The sequence below is a fragment of the Granulicella arctica genome (assembly GCF_025685605.1).
GTDB classification, from domain to species: domain Bacteria; phylum Acidobacteriota; class Terriglobia; order Terriglobales; family Acidobacteriaceae; genus Edaphobacter; species Edaphobacter arcticus.
In genome coordinates, this window is sequence record NZ_JAGTUT010000001.1 from 1,538,796 (window position 1) to 1,552,972 (window position 14,177).

Annotated in this window: 9 protein-coding genes; 7 read left to right on the forward strand and 2 right to left on the reverse strand. The window is 55.7% G+C overall.

Translation table 11 applies throughout. From position 1 onward, the window contains the following. Nucleotides 1-10: 10 nt before the first annotated feature. Nucleotides 11-127: a translocated intimin receptor Tir gene (locus OHL20_RS06295; protein WP_263382347.1), complete on the reverse strand. Its 117-nt coding sequence runs from the start codon at nucleotides 125-127 to the stop codon at nucleotides 11-13. A 230-nt stretch (nucleotides 128-357) separates the two neighbouring features. Between OHL20_RS06295 and OHL20_RS06300 the strand changes: the two genes are divergently transcribed. Continuing rightward, entirely contained in the window at nucleotides 358-1,218 is an 861-nt protein-coding gene (locus OHL20_RS06300) for an inositol oxygenase (RefSeq protein WP_263382348.1), read from the forward strand. A 15-nt stretch (nucleotides 1,219-1,233) separates the two neighbouring features. Here the strand turns inward: OHL20_RS06300 and OHL20_RS06305 are convergent, their stop codons facing one another. Further along, nucleotides 1,234-2,652 (reverse strand): glycoside hydrolase family 30 protein, encoded by a 1,419-nt coding sequence (locus OHL20_RS06305; protein ID WP_263382349.1) that lies wholly within the window; start codon nucleotides 2,650-2,652, stop codon nucleotides 1,234-1,236. Between the two features lie 363 nt (nucleotides 2,653-3,015). On the opposite strand from OHL20_RS06305, the gene OHL20_RS06310 reads away from it, so the two are divergent. The 6 genes from OHL20_RS06310 to OHL20_RS06335 all read left to right on the forward strand — a co-directional run bounded on the left by OHL20_RS06310 (nucleotide 3,016) and on the right by OHL20_RS06335 (nucleotide 14,165). Further along, nucleotides 3,016-6,399, forward strand: coding sequence for a TonB-dependent receptor (locus tag OHL20_RS06310; protein WP_263382350.1), 3,384 nt, complete (start codon nucleotides 3,016-3,018; stop codon nucleotides 6,397-6,399). A 95-nt stretch (nucleotides 6,400-6,494) separates the two neighbouring features. After that, nucleotides 6,495-7,679 (forward strand): tetratricopeptide repeat protein, encoded by a 1,185-nt coding sequence (locus tag OHL20_RS06315; protein WP_263382351.1) that lies wholly within the window; start codon nucleotides 6,495-6,497, stop codon nucleotides 7,677-7,679. 7 nt (nucleotides 7,680-7,686) lie between these two features. Next, nucleotides 7,687-9,390 carry a CRTAC1 family protein gene (locus tag OHL20_RS06320; protein WP_263382352.1) on the forward strand — a complete coding sequence of 568 codons (1,704 nt, stop codon included), beginning with the start codon at nucleotides 7,687-7,689 and terminating at the stop codon, nucleotides 9,388-9,390. 162 nt (nucleotides 9,391-9,552) lie between these two features. Further along, the gene (gene bglX / locus OHL20_RS06325) at nucleotides 9,553-11,856 is read left to right on the forward strand and encodes a beta-glucosidase BglX (RefSeq protein WP_263382353.1); all 2,304 of its coding nucleotides are present in this window, start codon (nucleotides 9,553-9,555) and stop codon (nucleotides 11,854-11,856) included. A 75-nt stretch (nucleotides 11,857-11,931) separates the two neighbouring features. Then, on the forward strand, nucleotides 11,932-13,113 hold the full coding sequence (locus tag OHL20_RS06330) for an MFS transporter (RefSeq protein WP_263382354.1): 1,182 nt from the start codon (nucleotides 11,932-11,934) through the stop codon (nucleotides 13,111-13,113). 14 nt (nucleotides 13,114-13,127) lie between these two features. Then, on the forward strand, nucleotides 13,128-14,165 hold the full coding sequence (locus tag OHL20_RS06335) for a LacI family DNA-binding transcriptional regulator (RefSeq protein WP_263382355.1): 1,038 nt from the start codon (nucleotides 13,128-13,130) through the stop codon (nucleotides 14,163-14,165). Nucleotides 14,166-14,177: the final 12 nt, after the last annotated feature.

Here is a 14,177-nt window from a genome sequence, read left to right on the forward strand (position 1 = left end):
TCGACTGAATTTAGTGCAGGATGACGAGCAGGGCGATTCCTGCTGCAAGAACTGTCGCCGGAATCCAGAACTGAATGTCGGTCAGGATGGCTTTTAGGGTTTGCGGGCCGTTCATGCGGGTCATCATCACTCCTGTTGTTCTACTCTGGTCTATCACGGGTCATGCTGAGTCGGTCAGGTTGCGCAACCTTATTGATCGAACGGAGGCGTGTCAAGGTCGCCTTCGGATCTAGGTAGTCTACGTTTCTGTAGCTCTTCTATCTTGCTTCTTTATTGATCTTTCTGCTAAGTTACCGGTAACGGAGTTGGCGGCTGGCTTCCTAATGTCCCTGCCTATATTCCTTAAGGAGTGACACGATGAGCGCAACCACGACAATACCAAGTAATCCACTCCACGATCTTGACGATTGGGATGACTTTCTTGAAGGTCGCTACAAGGAAGGCAAGACAGAGGAAGAGTTCCGTGTCTACGACGCGAGCGCTACGCCGGGTGTTGCGGAATTTTATCGACTGAACCACGAGAATCAGACGGTCGACTATGTTCTTGAGAAGGAAAAGACCTACTTCGGTCTGAGCAAAGGACAGAAGACCATCTGGGAGGCTGCGGATTTTCTCAATACGCTTGTCGATGACAGCGATCCGGATACCGACCTTACGCAGATTGAGCACCTGCTGCAGACCTCAGAGGCGATCCGGCGCGATGGCCATCCTCGCTGGATGGTGCTAACCGGCTTCATCCATGACCTGGGCAAGTGCCTCTGCCTCTACGGAGAGCCGCAGTGGGGTGTGGTAGGCGATACCTTTCCGGTGGGCTGCGCCTGGTCGAAGGATATTGTGTTTCCGGAGTACTTCGCCAAGAACTCTGATCGTATTGTGGCCGAGTACCAGACAAAGTATGGAATCTATGAGCCGAACTGCGGTCTCGAGAATCTGCACATGTCCTTTGGCCACGATGGCTACATCGCCAAGGTGATGGCGCCATATCTTCAGGATGAATCACTCTATATGCTGCGTTTCCACTCGTTCTATCCGTGGCATAAGCATGGAGCGTACGACCATCTGTGCACGGATAAGGATCGGTCGATGCTGGAGTGGGTTCTCAAGTTCAACCAATATGACCTGTACTCAAAGAGCCACACCAAACCGAACGCACAGGAGTTGAAGCCCTACTACGATGACCTGTTTGCGGAGTTTCTGCCACCTACGCTGGCTTGGTAAGGTCGCTCAGAGTGGCTACCAGACGAAGGTAGCCACGCTGCCCGCTCCAAGGTTTGTGTGGAAAGCTTGTCCGTGCCATTGCACGTTGACGTCTTTCCCTTCAGACATTCTGTTTACGACCAGAAGCACTGTGTGGCCATCCGGAGTATGGAAGGCTACATTAGGCAGGTCGCCATCAATCGGCTCCGTCGACGCGATTCGTACTGATCCCGGTGGTACAAACTTTGAGACCTGCGCGATGGCGTAATAGGCGATGTTGCGCTGCACAGCATCTGCATCAAGCGTGATTGCGCCTTGGCAAACCGGGCAGCCTCCTGAAGTTGTGTGCGGCCCAAAGGTCGGATCGGCAGCGAGGTTCCAGAGGAGGACGTTGCGGCTCCAGTTGCGCATAGCTCCGATAACAACCCGGTCGACTGGATGCGAGATCGGTTGCGCAATGCCCTCATGCTTCTCTTCGATGACCATCTGTTCAGTGAAATAGAGGTTCTTTTGCTTGAATGCGTCATGCACCTGGGTCATGGCGTCTATCTTGCCACCGTAGAGATGAAAACCTGAGCCATCGACAAACTTGCTGGCGACAGGATCGTTGAGGATAGCGAGCGGATAGTCCGGCCGATCACAGTTGTGATCGTAGAGGATGATCTTCGTCTGGAGGTTGTTCTTCGCAAGCGCGGGACCCAGGGTTTTGATGAAGGTCGCCTGCTCCTCTGGCTGCATGACCATACTGGGCGTGTTCTTGGGGTTTAGCGGCTCATTCTGTGTGGTGATCGCGTCGATCCGAATGCCGTGCCGCTGCATCGCCTCAAGATAAAGAACAAAATACTGAGCATAGACCGGATAGAACTCAGGTCGAAGGGCACCACCCTTGGCTGCTTCAACGGTCTTCATCCACGATGGCGCCGTCCATGGCGAGGCAAGGATCTTGATCTTCGGTGAGATCGTAAGGATCTCCTGGAGAACAGGGATGACGTCCGCCTCATCCTGCTTAACGCTAAATTGCTTTAGCTCGGGATCACGCTGGCCGGGGGGCATGTCGTCGTAGGTAAAAACGTGGTCGTTCATGTCCGAGGCACCGATACTGACACGAAGGTAGCTCACGTCGATGGATTTGGGATCATGCCCAAAGAGTTCAACCAGAAGAGCATGCCGCTGTGTTGGGCTCATCTTCATCAGGAGTTGAGCGCTCCCGCCGGTAAGGGCAAAGCCAAACCCGTCTATAGTCTGACTGCGATCGTTATCGTCGATCATGATGTCCGCAGGTTTGTCACGACCATGTTTAAGAAGTACGAGGGAGTCCGGCTGCTTTGCCACCAGAGACGATCGGTCCGCCGTTGTCAGCCATTCCGTCACAGATTGCCTGCGTTCTGCGTGGGCAGCTACGGGCAGGAGGCATATCAGGCACAGCAGAAATCCTCGAGGAATGATCGGACGCATTCGTCCTCCTTGGACAGATAGTGAGCGCGTTATGTTCTGGATGAAAGGCGTGCTGCTCCCCGTGACGGCAGGCAGGATAGCGATCAGATAGGAACCCGCAACGTGAATTAAGCACTTTGTTCCTATGCGATGTCAAACCGGCATTCCCGACGACCCATGATCTAGACAAACCTTTGTTTAGTGGATATGGAACGAATTGTGAGTATTTCTGTGGTATCTCGATTAGTGCTTGACAGGTGTTCCAGCGCTCGGGTTAGATTGTCACGCATCACCAAAGACAAACGTGTGTCCTAAGAAGGAAGTTGGATTTCCTCACGAAAGACTAAAGAAGCGTTGTCAAGCAGCACCTTAGGGAGGATTTTTATGGGACGCAGGTCTCTCAGTTTTGCACTAGGATTGGTCTGCCTTCTGGCAACGCCAGCGGCATACACCCAAAGTACTAACTCCGGCGACATCCGGGGTACCGTCACAGACAGTACCGGCGCTCTTATGCCCGATGTGACCGTCACCATCGTCAACAAGGACACCGGCGTCAGCAAGGAGCTGACGACGAACAAGGACGGCCTTTTCGACAGCTCATCAATTGTCGTAGGCACCTATCAACTTACCTTTGCGAAAGACGGCTTTACCAAGTTTGAGCGCTCGTCGATCAGCGTTCAGGTCGGCGTGATGACTATCAATGCCTCGTTGAAGGTTGGGTCTGTTGATTCGTCCATCGTAGTCAATACGGACGCCACGCTGCTCCGGACTGAGAATGCCGAGCAGTCGACTACCTTTGAAGCGAAGGCCATGGCGCAGTTGCCCAACGTCGGGCAGGATTGGGAGAACTTCACGATTCTGCTCCCCGGCTCCTCAGGCACCGCCAAGGGTTCGCAAGGCGCAGCTAACCCCGGCCAGGAGGTCTCCGTCAACGGCAACCTTCCGTACAGCAATATTCTTGCCGATGGTGCCTCAACAACGCTCTCACATAGCGCGAACGCAAATCCCGCAACCTTCGAAACCGTTGGCGAGCTGCAGGTGACCACATCCGCCTTCTCCGCCCAGTACGGCATAGGCGGCGTCGTGTTCAACCAGATCAGCAAGGGCGGTACGAGCAGCTTCCACGGCTCCGCTTACGACTACTTACAGAATGACGCTTTGAACGCGGCTCAATTTGGGTTCCAGAGCACGCCGAAGATTCCCTTTCTTCGCTATAACAACTTTGGCGGTTCGATCGGCGGTCCGATCCTGAAGAAGAAGATGTTCTTCTACTTCAACTACGACCAGACGGTTAATCATGGATCAGCCAGCAATTCAACGAACACGGTTCCCACTGAAGCGGTCAAGGGTGGTGACTTCACCGGTCAACCCACAATCTTCGACCCTACAACGCAGACGATTGCGCACGATGCGAAAGGAAATCCTTATCCGGTGAGGAAGTCGTTCGCTAGTGAGTATGGAAACAACGCTGTTCCTACCGCGCTGTTCGACAAGGTTGCAACCAAATTCCAAAACTTCTACCCGACGCCCACAAGCCACATTGCTGGCGGCAAGTTCGTTCCAGGAACGGTGAATTCAGTTGGTCTGCTGCAAAATAACTTCTTCTCGAGCAATCCCCAGTCAACTCCCTACCGCAAGTACTTCGGGCGGTTGGACTACGACCTGAACGAACATAACCGGATTACGACGTCGGTCACACAGGCCGATACCCCTGTCGTTTATCCGAACTCAGTTACCGCCTGCCCGGTTGGCTGCCAGTCTGGTGACGTCGATAACTACAACGCACAGGTTACCGACGTTTGGAGCATCAGCGACCGGACCATCAATGAAGTGCGGTTGGGATACACCTGGCAAGGCAGCTTCTATGGCGATCTTGCACTCGGCAAGGGTTACGCCGCACAGCTCGGTTGGCAGTTTGCCAAGGCTGATGACTTACCGGCGATTCAGTTCGGCGCTCCTTATCCCTACGCGTGGGTTCAGCCAAGCACAAACGCTGTCTACAAAGAGCATGTGTTCGATCCCTCGGATGTTATGACGATGATCCGCGGTAAGCACGTGCTCCACTTCGGCGGTGAGTTCCTGCTGTATCAGGACAACTCCACTGCTTGGGGAAACACCAACGCTGGCACCATGAACTTTTCAGGACAATACACGCAACAATGGAAGGTCGATTCCGGCACAGGTATCGCATCGCCTGATTCGACCACGGGCTTGAACTATGCTGACTTCCTTCTTGGTCAGGCACAGTCGTGGAATGCAAACGTCTCTCCTGAGTATGGAGCTCGCCTGAAGAGCCCACAGGTTTTTGTCCAGGATGACTATAAGATTCGTCCGAACCTAACCCTCAACGTCGGCCTTCGTTACCAGATACGGCATGGCTGGAGTGAAACTCACGGGAACATCGCGGCGTTCGACCCGACGGTCGCGAATGCAGGCACAGGCACACTCGGCGCTTACTGGTTTGCGAGCACCCATGCAAATGGTCGCAACAACTTGCAAGCGGACTCCTACAACACTTTCCTGCCGCGCGTAGGATTCGCCTGGCAGCCGGATGCAACCACAACCTTCCGTGGCGGCTTTGGTATCTATGCCTATAACCTGAGCCTTGACACCTACGGCGGTGGCATGGGCGGATCCTTCAGCTCGACCGGGAGCCTTGCTGACCAGTCGAACGGCATCAATTCCGTTGTTAAGCTGGATAGCACGGGTTCGAATCTGCCCTTTACCGCATCATCGACCAATCCAGCGCGCTTCAACGGTCAGGGCGCAACCTACAACGAATACCACACGCCAACACCGCAGATTTATCAATGGAACTTTGCGATGCAGCACGAGTTGGGAACGAACATGGTGGCCGAAGTGGCCTATGTTGCCAGCCACGGCCTGAATCTAAACTTCCCCACTGATCTGAATCAGGTGCCTGAGAATCTGCTATCGCCGAATGATAGCCCGACGAGTCGGCCTTATCCGGGATATCAAGGCATTGGAGGAAGCACGAACAATGCAATCTCCAACTACAACTCACTCCAAGTCTCGCTCTCGCGGCGGCTTGCAGCAGGTCTTAGCTTCAACGCTAACTACACATGGTCTCACTTTCTCGACGACCAGGACTCCTCAAGCTGGGGTAGCCGGGCGGGTGATCAAAACTATCAGCGCGCCAATAATCCCAACGCCAACTACAGCAACTCCAACTTCGATGTGCGCAATGCCTTCAAGAACAACGTTGTCTATGACCTTCCGTTCGGCGTTGGTCGGCACTTCCTAAACAGGAACCGCCTCTTGGACGAGGCAATCGGAGGCTGGCAGATCTCGGAGACGGGCGTTCTGTCCACAGGAAATCCGTTCACCGTCACCGTAGATAACCTTAGCTACTCACAGGCAGGAAGCGAGTTCCCGAATGCGACCGGGATTAGCACACGCCCCTTGGGTGGTCGCAATATCAAGGAGTGGTATAACCCAGCAGCGTTCTCGCAGCCGCAGAACGGCACCTTTGGCAACGTTCGCAGAAACAGCTTGTACGGGCCTGGGCTCAACCTCTTCAATCTTTCGGCAGGGAAAAAGTTCACGATCTACGAGCAGGTCAAACTGCAGATCAGAGCAGATGCTACTAACGCCTTCAACCATCCCAGCTTTGGTGTGCCGCAGCAAAGTCTTTCAAAGGGTACGCCCGGCGTAGCGTTCAACGAGAACTACTTCAACGGTAATCAAATCACCTCGACAACTGTAGGCGGTCGCACCATGCAGCTTGGTGCTCGCCTGGAGTTCTAATTACCAACTCGATCAACCTAAAGGGGATGGTGCACCTCACCATCCCCTTTGCTTTGCTGCCATACTTATCTCTAACCCGATATCATTTGCTTGCTATGCGCCTGAATCTCACCATAACGATCTTCCTGCTAGGCACCTTGACGGCGGCACCGGTCGATGCACAAGCCGGCCCGAGCCGGACTCAACAACTTGCCGCGCATCAAAGGCGGGCTCAGCAGGATCTGCAGGAACATCATCCCGATCAGGCGATCGAGGAGTTTCGCGCCATCGTCGCGCTCGACCCGAAGAATGCGGATGCTCGTGGAAATCTTGGCGTGCTGCTCTTCTTCAAAGGTACCTACGCTGAGGCTATCCCCGAGTTGCGCGAGGCTCTTGCGATGAAGGCTGGTCTGTGGCGAATTCAATCGCTGCTTGGGCTTGCCGAGAGGCGTGTTGGCGACGACACCGCCGGTCGCGGAGACCTCGAAGCAGCGTTCCCGCATATGGAAGATCCGAAGATCAAGTTGGATGTAGGGCGCGAGTTGATTGATAGCTACTCTTCTACTGGGGAGTTGGATAAGGCTGCGGCGATTTCTTCCGTTCTATTGAAGACGGCACCGACCGACCCCGCACTTCTATACACGACCTATCGACTCTATGCAGACCTTGCGGGAGAGGCTATGCTCGACCTCTCACTTGCGGCTCCCGACTCCGCGCAGATGCACCAAGTCATGGCGCATGAACTGCAGCGCGCGCGCGATGACAAAGGTGCGCTGAACAACTATCGGCAGGCACTGGCGCTTGATCCGAACCTGCCCGGACTACACTTTGAGATTGCTGAGGCGCTTCACGCTTCTTCGGAACCGGCGCTGCATGCCGAGGCCGAGCAGCAGTACCAGCTTGCGGCGACGGCTAATCCGCGCGATGTGAAAGCTATTCGGCGGCTTGGCGAGATTGCCGAAGAGAAGAACGACCAGAAGGCAGCAGAGGTTCTCTACCGGCGAGCTCTAGCCATACAGCCTGGGGACGTTGATTCCTCCATCGGCCTTGCACATGTGCTGACCGACCAGAATCAGTCCGATGCGGCTCTTCCTTTGCTTGAGGGCGTTGTCGCTGCCGATCCGACGAATGTTCTCGCACACTATCGGCTTAGTGCCTTGTATCGACGGCTTAAACGACCCGATGATGCGAAGCGGGAGATCGCAGCCTATGAGAAGTACAAGGACCTGAAGGAGAAGCTTCGCAAGATCTATGCCGAGATGCGTGTAGATGACCCGCAGAATACTGGCAAGGAGCAGTAGCGCCTGTATGCGAATGCTCCTCACCATCTGCTTGGCCGCTGGCCTTCGATCGATCGCGGCCGCGCAGAATACCGCCGTTCCGGAAAAGATTCCGGAACTTGTCGACATCACGGTATCAACAGGCATTCACTTCGACCATCTTTCGAGTCCTGATCAGAAATTTATCGTGGAGTCGATGAGCGGCGGCGTTGCATTACTCGACTATGACCGCGATGGATGGCTCGACATCTACTTTACCAACGCACCGAATGTCGCGATGGCGCTCGCAGGCAAGAAGGCCCGCAGTGCACTCTTCCATAACAACCACGATGGAACCTTTACCGACGTCTCCGACAAGGCGGGCGTGACTTATCCCTGCTGGGCGATGGGGGCGGCGGTCGGCGACTATGACAACGATGGGTGGCCCGATCTCGCGGTAAGTTGCTTTGGCGGCGTGGTGCTCCTCCACAACAATCACGATGGAACGTTTACGGATGCGTCGAAGAGTTCCGGGCTCGCTAAAGACGCGGGCTGGGCGACGGGGTTGACCTTTGGCGATTACGACGGCGACGGCTTCGTCGACCTGTTCGTGCCACACTATGTCGACCTGGATCTTACAAATCTGCCTACCTTCGGCTCGCTCAAGACGTGTCAATATCACGAGATTGCGGTGCAATGCGGCCCACGGGGCTTGAAGGGCTCGCCGGATGCGCTTTACCACAATAACGGAGATGGAACGTTCACCGAGGTTGCTGTTGCCGCGGGCGTGAGCGACCCGAAGCATTTCTTTGGACTCGGTGCGGTGTGGTCAGACTTCGATGGCGACGGTAAGATCGACCTCCTCGTAGCCAACGATGGCGAGCCGAACTATCTCTACAAGAATCTTGGTGGTGGCCATTTCACCGAAATGGCTAACGAGGCAGGCGTAGCTCTTAGCGAGGATGGACTAGAGCAGGCCAACATGGGTATAGCCCTCGGTGACTACGACCACTCAGGACGTCTCAGCGTAGCGATCTCGCATTTCAGCGATGAGTATGCCGTCCTCTATCGGAACGACGGCAGCATGAACTTTACCGACGTCGCGCATACGGCAAAGGTCGCGAAGAGTACGACACCGTTCGTAGGGTGGGGCGACGCCTTTCTCGATACGAATAACCGGGGATGGCAGGATCTGCTTATTGCGAATGGCCACGTCTACCCCCAGGTGGATGATGCGAAGCTGGGGACGCGCTACCGTGAGCCGAAGCTGCTCTTCTGGAATGAACGCAACGGGAATTTTCGCGACGTAAGTGCACAGGCGGGTGCCGCGCTGCAGGAGCCACTGGTAAGTCGCGGGCTGGCGGTGGGCGATCTCTTCAATCGAGGCAGGCTGGACATAGTCGTTGAAAATCTTACCGGTGGTCCACAGATCCTCGAGGTAAAGAGCAATCCAGCAAATCACTGGGTGAGCTTTCAACTGGAGGGAGGTCCGTCGAATCGGCTCGCTCTAAATACGCGGATTTCTGTGACGACGGCAGCGCTACGCCAGACCGAAGAGGTGCGAAGCGGCGGTAGCTATCTGTCGCAAAACGACCTGCGACTTCACTTCGGAGTTGGCCCCGTCGCGAGCCTCCAGCAGGTCGATGTGCTGTGGCCGGATGGCAGGAAGCAGATGTTTTATGCAATCGCCGCGGATCGCTTTTACAAACTCAAAGAGGGCGGCGAACTGCAGGTGGATGTTGCAGCAAAATAGCGTGCTATAGCAGCTACAAAATTGCAACTAGACAGAAGATAATCGTTTATCTAAACTTGCACAGACCGAAAAGCTCGCGAAAATCTGATTTGAAACAGACACTTTGCAGTTGTGCCTCGATCAGTCTCGGCGAACAACCTCATCGCCCAAGGATTTCTCTGTATGTACGCTTCAGCACTTCGCCGATCGACCCTCTTCGTCGCAATTGCCTTCTTCACCCTTGCGTCTGCTGGTCTGCCACTCCTGAACCCCGTCTTTGCGGCGCCCACAACAAGCGAAGGCAATGATGTTGCAGCATCGCGAGTGGTTGAGGGCCTGCTGAAGAAGATGACGCTGGAAGAGAAGATCGGCCAGATGAGTCAGGTCGCCTTGAACCAGCCGCAGACTATTTCGCCGGAGGAGCAGGCGCGACAGGGTGTAGGCTCCTTCCTTTTCATCACTGACCCTGCACGCATCAACCATCTGCAGCATGTCGCGGTGGAGCAGAGCCGCCTGCATATTCCTTTGATCTTCGGCTTCGACGTTATCCACGGTTTTCGGACGATCTATCCGGTGCCACTTGCGCTCGCTGCCTCATGGGACCCGAAGGTTGCGGAGCACGCACAGCACATGGCGGCGCGCGAGGCACGGGCAGCCGGGGTCAACTGGACCTTTGCCCCAATGGTTGACATTGCTCGCGATGCACGATGGGGTCGCATCATGGAAGGCGCTGGCGAAGATCCGTACCTAGGTGCACGGATGGCAGAGGCTCAGATTCATGGCTTCCAAGGTGAGACACTCGGGGGCCCGGACAGCTTGCTCGCCTGCGTCAAGCACTTCGCGGGATACGGGGCTGCAGTCGGCGGACGCGACTACGAAGAGTCGAACATCTCTGATGAGCAGCTATGGAATGTATACCTTCCTCCGTTCGAGGCTGCAGTGGATGCTGGCTCGGGAACCCTGATGACGGCCTACATGGACCTGAATGGCGTACCTGCTGCAGGAAATAACTGGCTCCTGCATGACGTTCTTCGCGACAAATGGCACTTTAATGGCTTTGTCGTGAGCGACTGGGATGCCGTAAAGAGCCTCACCGTCCACGGTTTTGCGGCTGACGATGCGGATGCCGCTGCCCGCGCCGTGAACGCAGGAATCGATATGGAGATGACCAGCCATGTTTATCGGGATCAGCTAGCAGCAGCAGTCAAGGATGGTCGCGTCTCGCAGGCTACTGTTGACGAAGCTGTCCGGCGCATCCTAACGGTCAAGTACCGTCTCGGACTCTTCAGCAGCCCATATATCAATGTTGAGGAAGCACCGTCCCGCATGGTGACACAGGAGCAGCGCACCGCTAGTCGTCTCGCTGCAGAGCGCAGCGCTGTACTTCTTCGCAATGAGAACCAAATCCTTCCGCTGAAGACTTCGGGAACGGTCGCGCTTATTGGTCCGCTTATCGATTCGAAGGCGGACATCATGGGCTCGTGGAGTCTGGCAGCGCATCAGGCCGATTCTGTCACGGTTCTTGATGGCATGAAAAGATACACTGCGAGCCATCCCGCCCTGAAAATTGTCTCTACGGTTGGCGTGGAGATTGAGCGTGGACAGCCTTCCATCTTCGACGAGCAGTTCGCTAGCCCTAAACCAAAATTCGCCACAGACGACCAGCGTCAGAGAGAGTTCGCCCACGCCATCGAACTTGTAAAGTCTTCCGATGTAGCCGTGTTGGTCCTTGGGGAGTCGCAGGACATGAGCGGTGAACGTGCCTCCCGTTCTACGCTCACGCTGCCCGGTAAGCAGGAGCAGTTGCTCGAAGCAGCCGTAGCTACCGGTAAGCCCATCGTGTTGCTCCTAATGAATGGGCGCCCTCTGGACATCACATGGGCTTCATCTCACGTTGCGGCCATCCTTGATGACTGGTACCCAGGAACAGATGGCGGGAATGCAATCGCCAACCTCCTCTTCGGGGAAGCTGTTCCCGGCGGGAAGCTGCCGGTAAGCTGGCCCCGTACTGTCGGCCAGGAGCCACTCTACTACGGAGAGAATCTAACGCAGATTCCTGACGCTCCGAACACCCGATACTGGGATGGCTCGAGCGCTCCTTTGTATCCCTTCGGATTCGGGCTGAGCTACAGCACATTTACTCTTGGCAACCTGAAGAGCAGCGCATCCACCATGCATACTACTGGCAGCATCACCATGTCCTGCGACGTCACCAACATCGGAAAGATCGCGGCGGACGAAGTCGTTCAGATCTACACCCATCAGCGTGCAGGCAGCGCATCGCGCCCTGTTCGCGAGTTGAAAGGATTCAAACGTGTGACTCTCAAAGCGGGCGAACACCAAACCGTCTCAATCAAAGTCGATGCCCAGGAGCTCGCTTTCTGGAGCCCGCAGACACACAAGCGGTCGGTCGAACCAGGAGTTTTCGATCTCTGGGTAGGGAACAGTTCACAAGCCACGACTCACACAACCTTTGCAGTCAAGTAGTTGTAGAGCAAAGAATCTCTCAATACACTCTTCGACTCGTCGCATGTAATGTTGCTCGTTAGGGGTACCTTCTCAGTGCAGGATTCGAAGAGTTCCGACGCAGGAGAGTTTTCATCTGAGAAGAACCGCCTTGCGCAGGCAGTTTCTCTCTACCTTGGCTTCACAGGAACAGGAATCTGCTGCGCGCTGATGGGTGTTTTACTGCCGACGCTGCTCTCGGAGTGGCACCTCGACGATCACGCAGGCGGGCTCATCTTCCTTCTCATCTGGGTCGGAAGCTCGATAGGTGCCTTGATGGTGCTCAATGCTCTGCGGCTCTCGGTGGCTCTGGGCTGCGCCGCAATTGCCGTGGCGACGGGCGCGCTAGCTTTCTTCGGTCGAAGTCTCTCGTCTCCATTAATGCTGCTCTACGGTGTCGGGCTCGGATTGACGATGACTTCGATCAGCCTCTTGCGTCAGAAGAAAGAGTCACATGCCCGCAGTGTAGAGCTTGTGCGACTCAACTTGACTTGGGCTATCGGGGCATGTGTCTGTCCTGTGCTTATGAGTCAAGCCCTTCGCTCTGGAAACCCACGGCAAGCTCTGCTTGCCGTAACTGGCCTCTTTGCGGCGATTGCGGGAGTGACGCTGTTGGTAGTTTCGCGTGATAAACATCTTTCCAGTAAGGCCAGCATCGTCCTCCCGACGTGGACGATCTTCCGCCAAGTTCCCATCACACTCATTTTGATGACAGTTCTAGCGACGGGAATAGAAGCCTCAGGTGGTTCATGGCTCGCCACCTACGCACATCGGTCTCAGCCAGGAGTCCTCTTCACGATTGCCGCACCTACCTGTCTTTGGGCAGGTCTGCTCTCCAGCCGCTTTCTTGGATCGTTCGCTGACATGGAAAGACAGATGCGTCGCTATTTAAACATCTTTCTCGCCATGGTGGTCCTGAGCACCATGGCCCTTGTGTCGGCTGTCCACGGAGGAGGGCTCCTGATAGCGTCCCTGATACTTGGTTTTGGGCTGGGGCCGCTCTACCCGATCTTTCTAGCTAAGGTTCTCACCTACCAGCAGGGTGGCGCGATCTTTTTTCTAGCAGGTGTAAGCTCGGCCATAATGCCGTGGATGACAGGAGTGGTGTCGACTCACTTTTCCTCTCTAAGTCTCGGCTTAATTGTTCCGGCGGCAGGGGCCGTCGTCCTGCTGCTGCTCGGAGTAACATCATGGTCTTCAGCAGCGACGCGGCTTATGCCTCGAGGTGAACTACACTGACAGCATTACCAGCCATGTCTAAGCAAACAAAGAAAGAACCGGTGACAGGTCGCCCTGCGAGCCTGAAGATCATCGCGGAGCATCTCGGTCTAAGTCCCGCGACAGTCTCCTTTGTCTTGAACGATGCACCCAATCGCTCTATTCCCGAGAAGACGCGGGAGCGTGTCCGTGAGGCCGCTAAGCTTTTTGGCTATCGCCCAAGCCACATCGCCCGATCCCTGCAGGGCAAACGGACCCAGACTGTCGGCATCATGCTTCCCGAGCTGGGCGATGGGTACCACTCTCAGGTCCTAAGCGGAGCCGCCGATGTGCTGATGCGGGAGGGCTATTTCTTCTTCACGGTCCATCATCGTCATCGCAAGGATCTTGTCGCAGACTATCCGGGCCTCCTGCAATCCCGCGGGGCCGAGGGGCTGCTGATGATCGATACACACCTGGAGTGCGAACCGCCTCTTCCCTCTGTCGCAGTCGCTGGGCACCGGTCGGTGCCTAATGTTACGAACGTGATTCTCGACCACGAACGAGCAGCCGAGCTTGCCCTGCAGCACCTATACGATCTCGGCCACCGCAAGATTGCTTACATGCGAGGCCAACTTTTCAGTTCGGACTCGCGGAGCCGATGGCGTTCTACCCTGCATGTGGCGCGAGCGCTCGGGCTCCAGGTGTCTCCAGATCTGACAATCCTGCTCGACAAAGACACGCATTCGCCCGAACTTGGCTATCCGGGAATCCAGGAATTGCTGCACCGGCATCGTGACTTCACCGCCGTGCTCTGCTTTAACGACGTCTCGGCAACCGGCACCGTACGTTCCCTGCATGACGCCGGATTGCGCGTGCCCGAGGACGTCTCCGTTATGGGTTTTGACGATATTCCCGCAGCTGAGTTCTACACGCCAAGTCTCACGACAATTCGACAACCACTTCGCGAAATGGGCAATGTAGCAGCCACACTTCTGCTCAGGAAGATAGCCGGAGAGAAGGCCCCTGGAGTCTCCCGGGTTAATCCTGAGTTGGTCGTCCGGGAATCCACTGCACCAGTTCGACGACCGTAAGGCGGAGCGCGG

Bases quoted from the DNA above. Each gene is read 5' to 3' on its own strand.
- OHL20_RS06295 (WP_263382347.1), bottom strand. From the start codon at position 127: ATGATGACCCGCATGAACGGCCCGCAAACCCTAAAAGCCATCCTGACC.
- OHL20_RS06315 (WP_263382351.1), top strand. From the start codon at position 6,495: ATGCGCCTGAATCTCACCATAACGATCTTCCTGCTAGGCACCTTGACG.
- OHL20_RS06320 (WP_263382352.1), top strand. From the start codon at position 7,687: ATGCGAATGCTCCTCACCATCTGCTTGGCCGCTGGCCTTCGATCGATC.
- OHL20_RS06335 (WP_263382355.1), top strand. From the start codon at position 13,128: ATGTCTAAGCAAACAAAGAAAGAACCGGTGACAGGTCGCCCTGCGAGC.
- OHL20_RS06305 (WP_263382349.1), bottom strand. From the start codon at position 2,652: ATGCGTCCGATCATTCCTCGAGGATTTCTGCTGTGCCTGATATGCCTC.
- OHL20_RS06310 (WP_263382350.1), top strand. From the start codon at position 3,016: ATGGGACGCAGGTCTCTCAGTTTTGCACTAGGATTGGTCTGCCTTCTG.
- bglX (WP_263382353.1), top strand. From the start codon at position 9,553: ATGTACGCTTCAGCACTTCGCCGATCGACCCTCTTCGTCGCAATTGCC.
- OHL20_RS06300 (WP_263382348.1), top strand. From the start codon at position 358: ATGAGCGCAACCACGACAATACCAAGTAATCCACTCCACGATCTTGAC.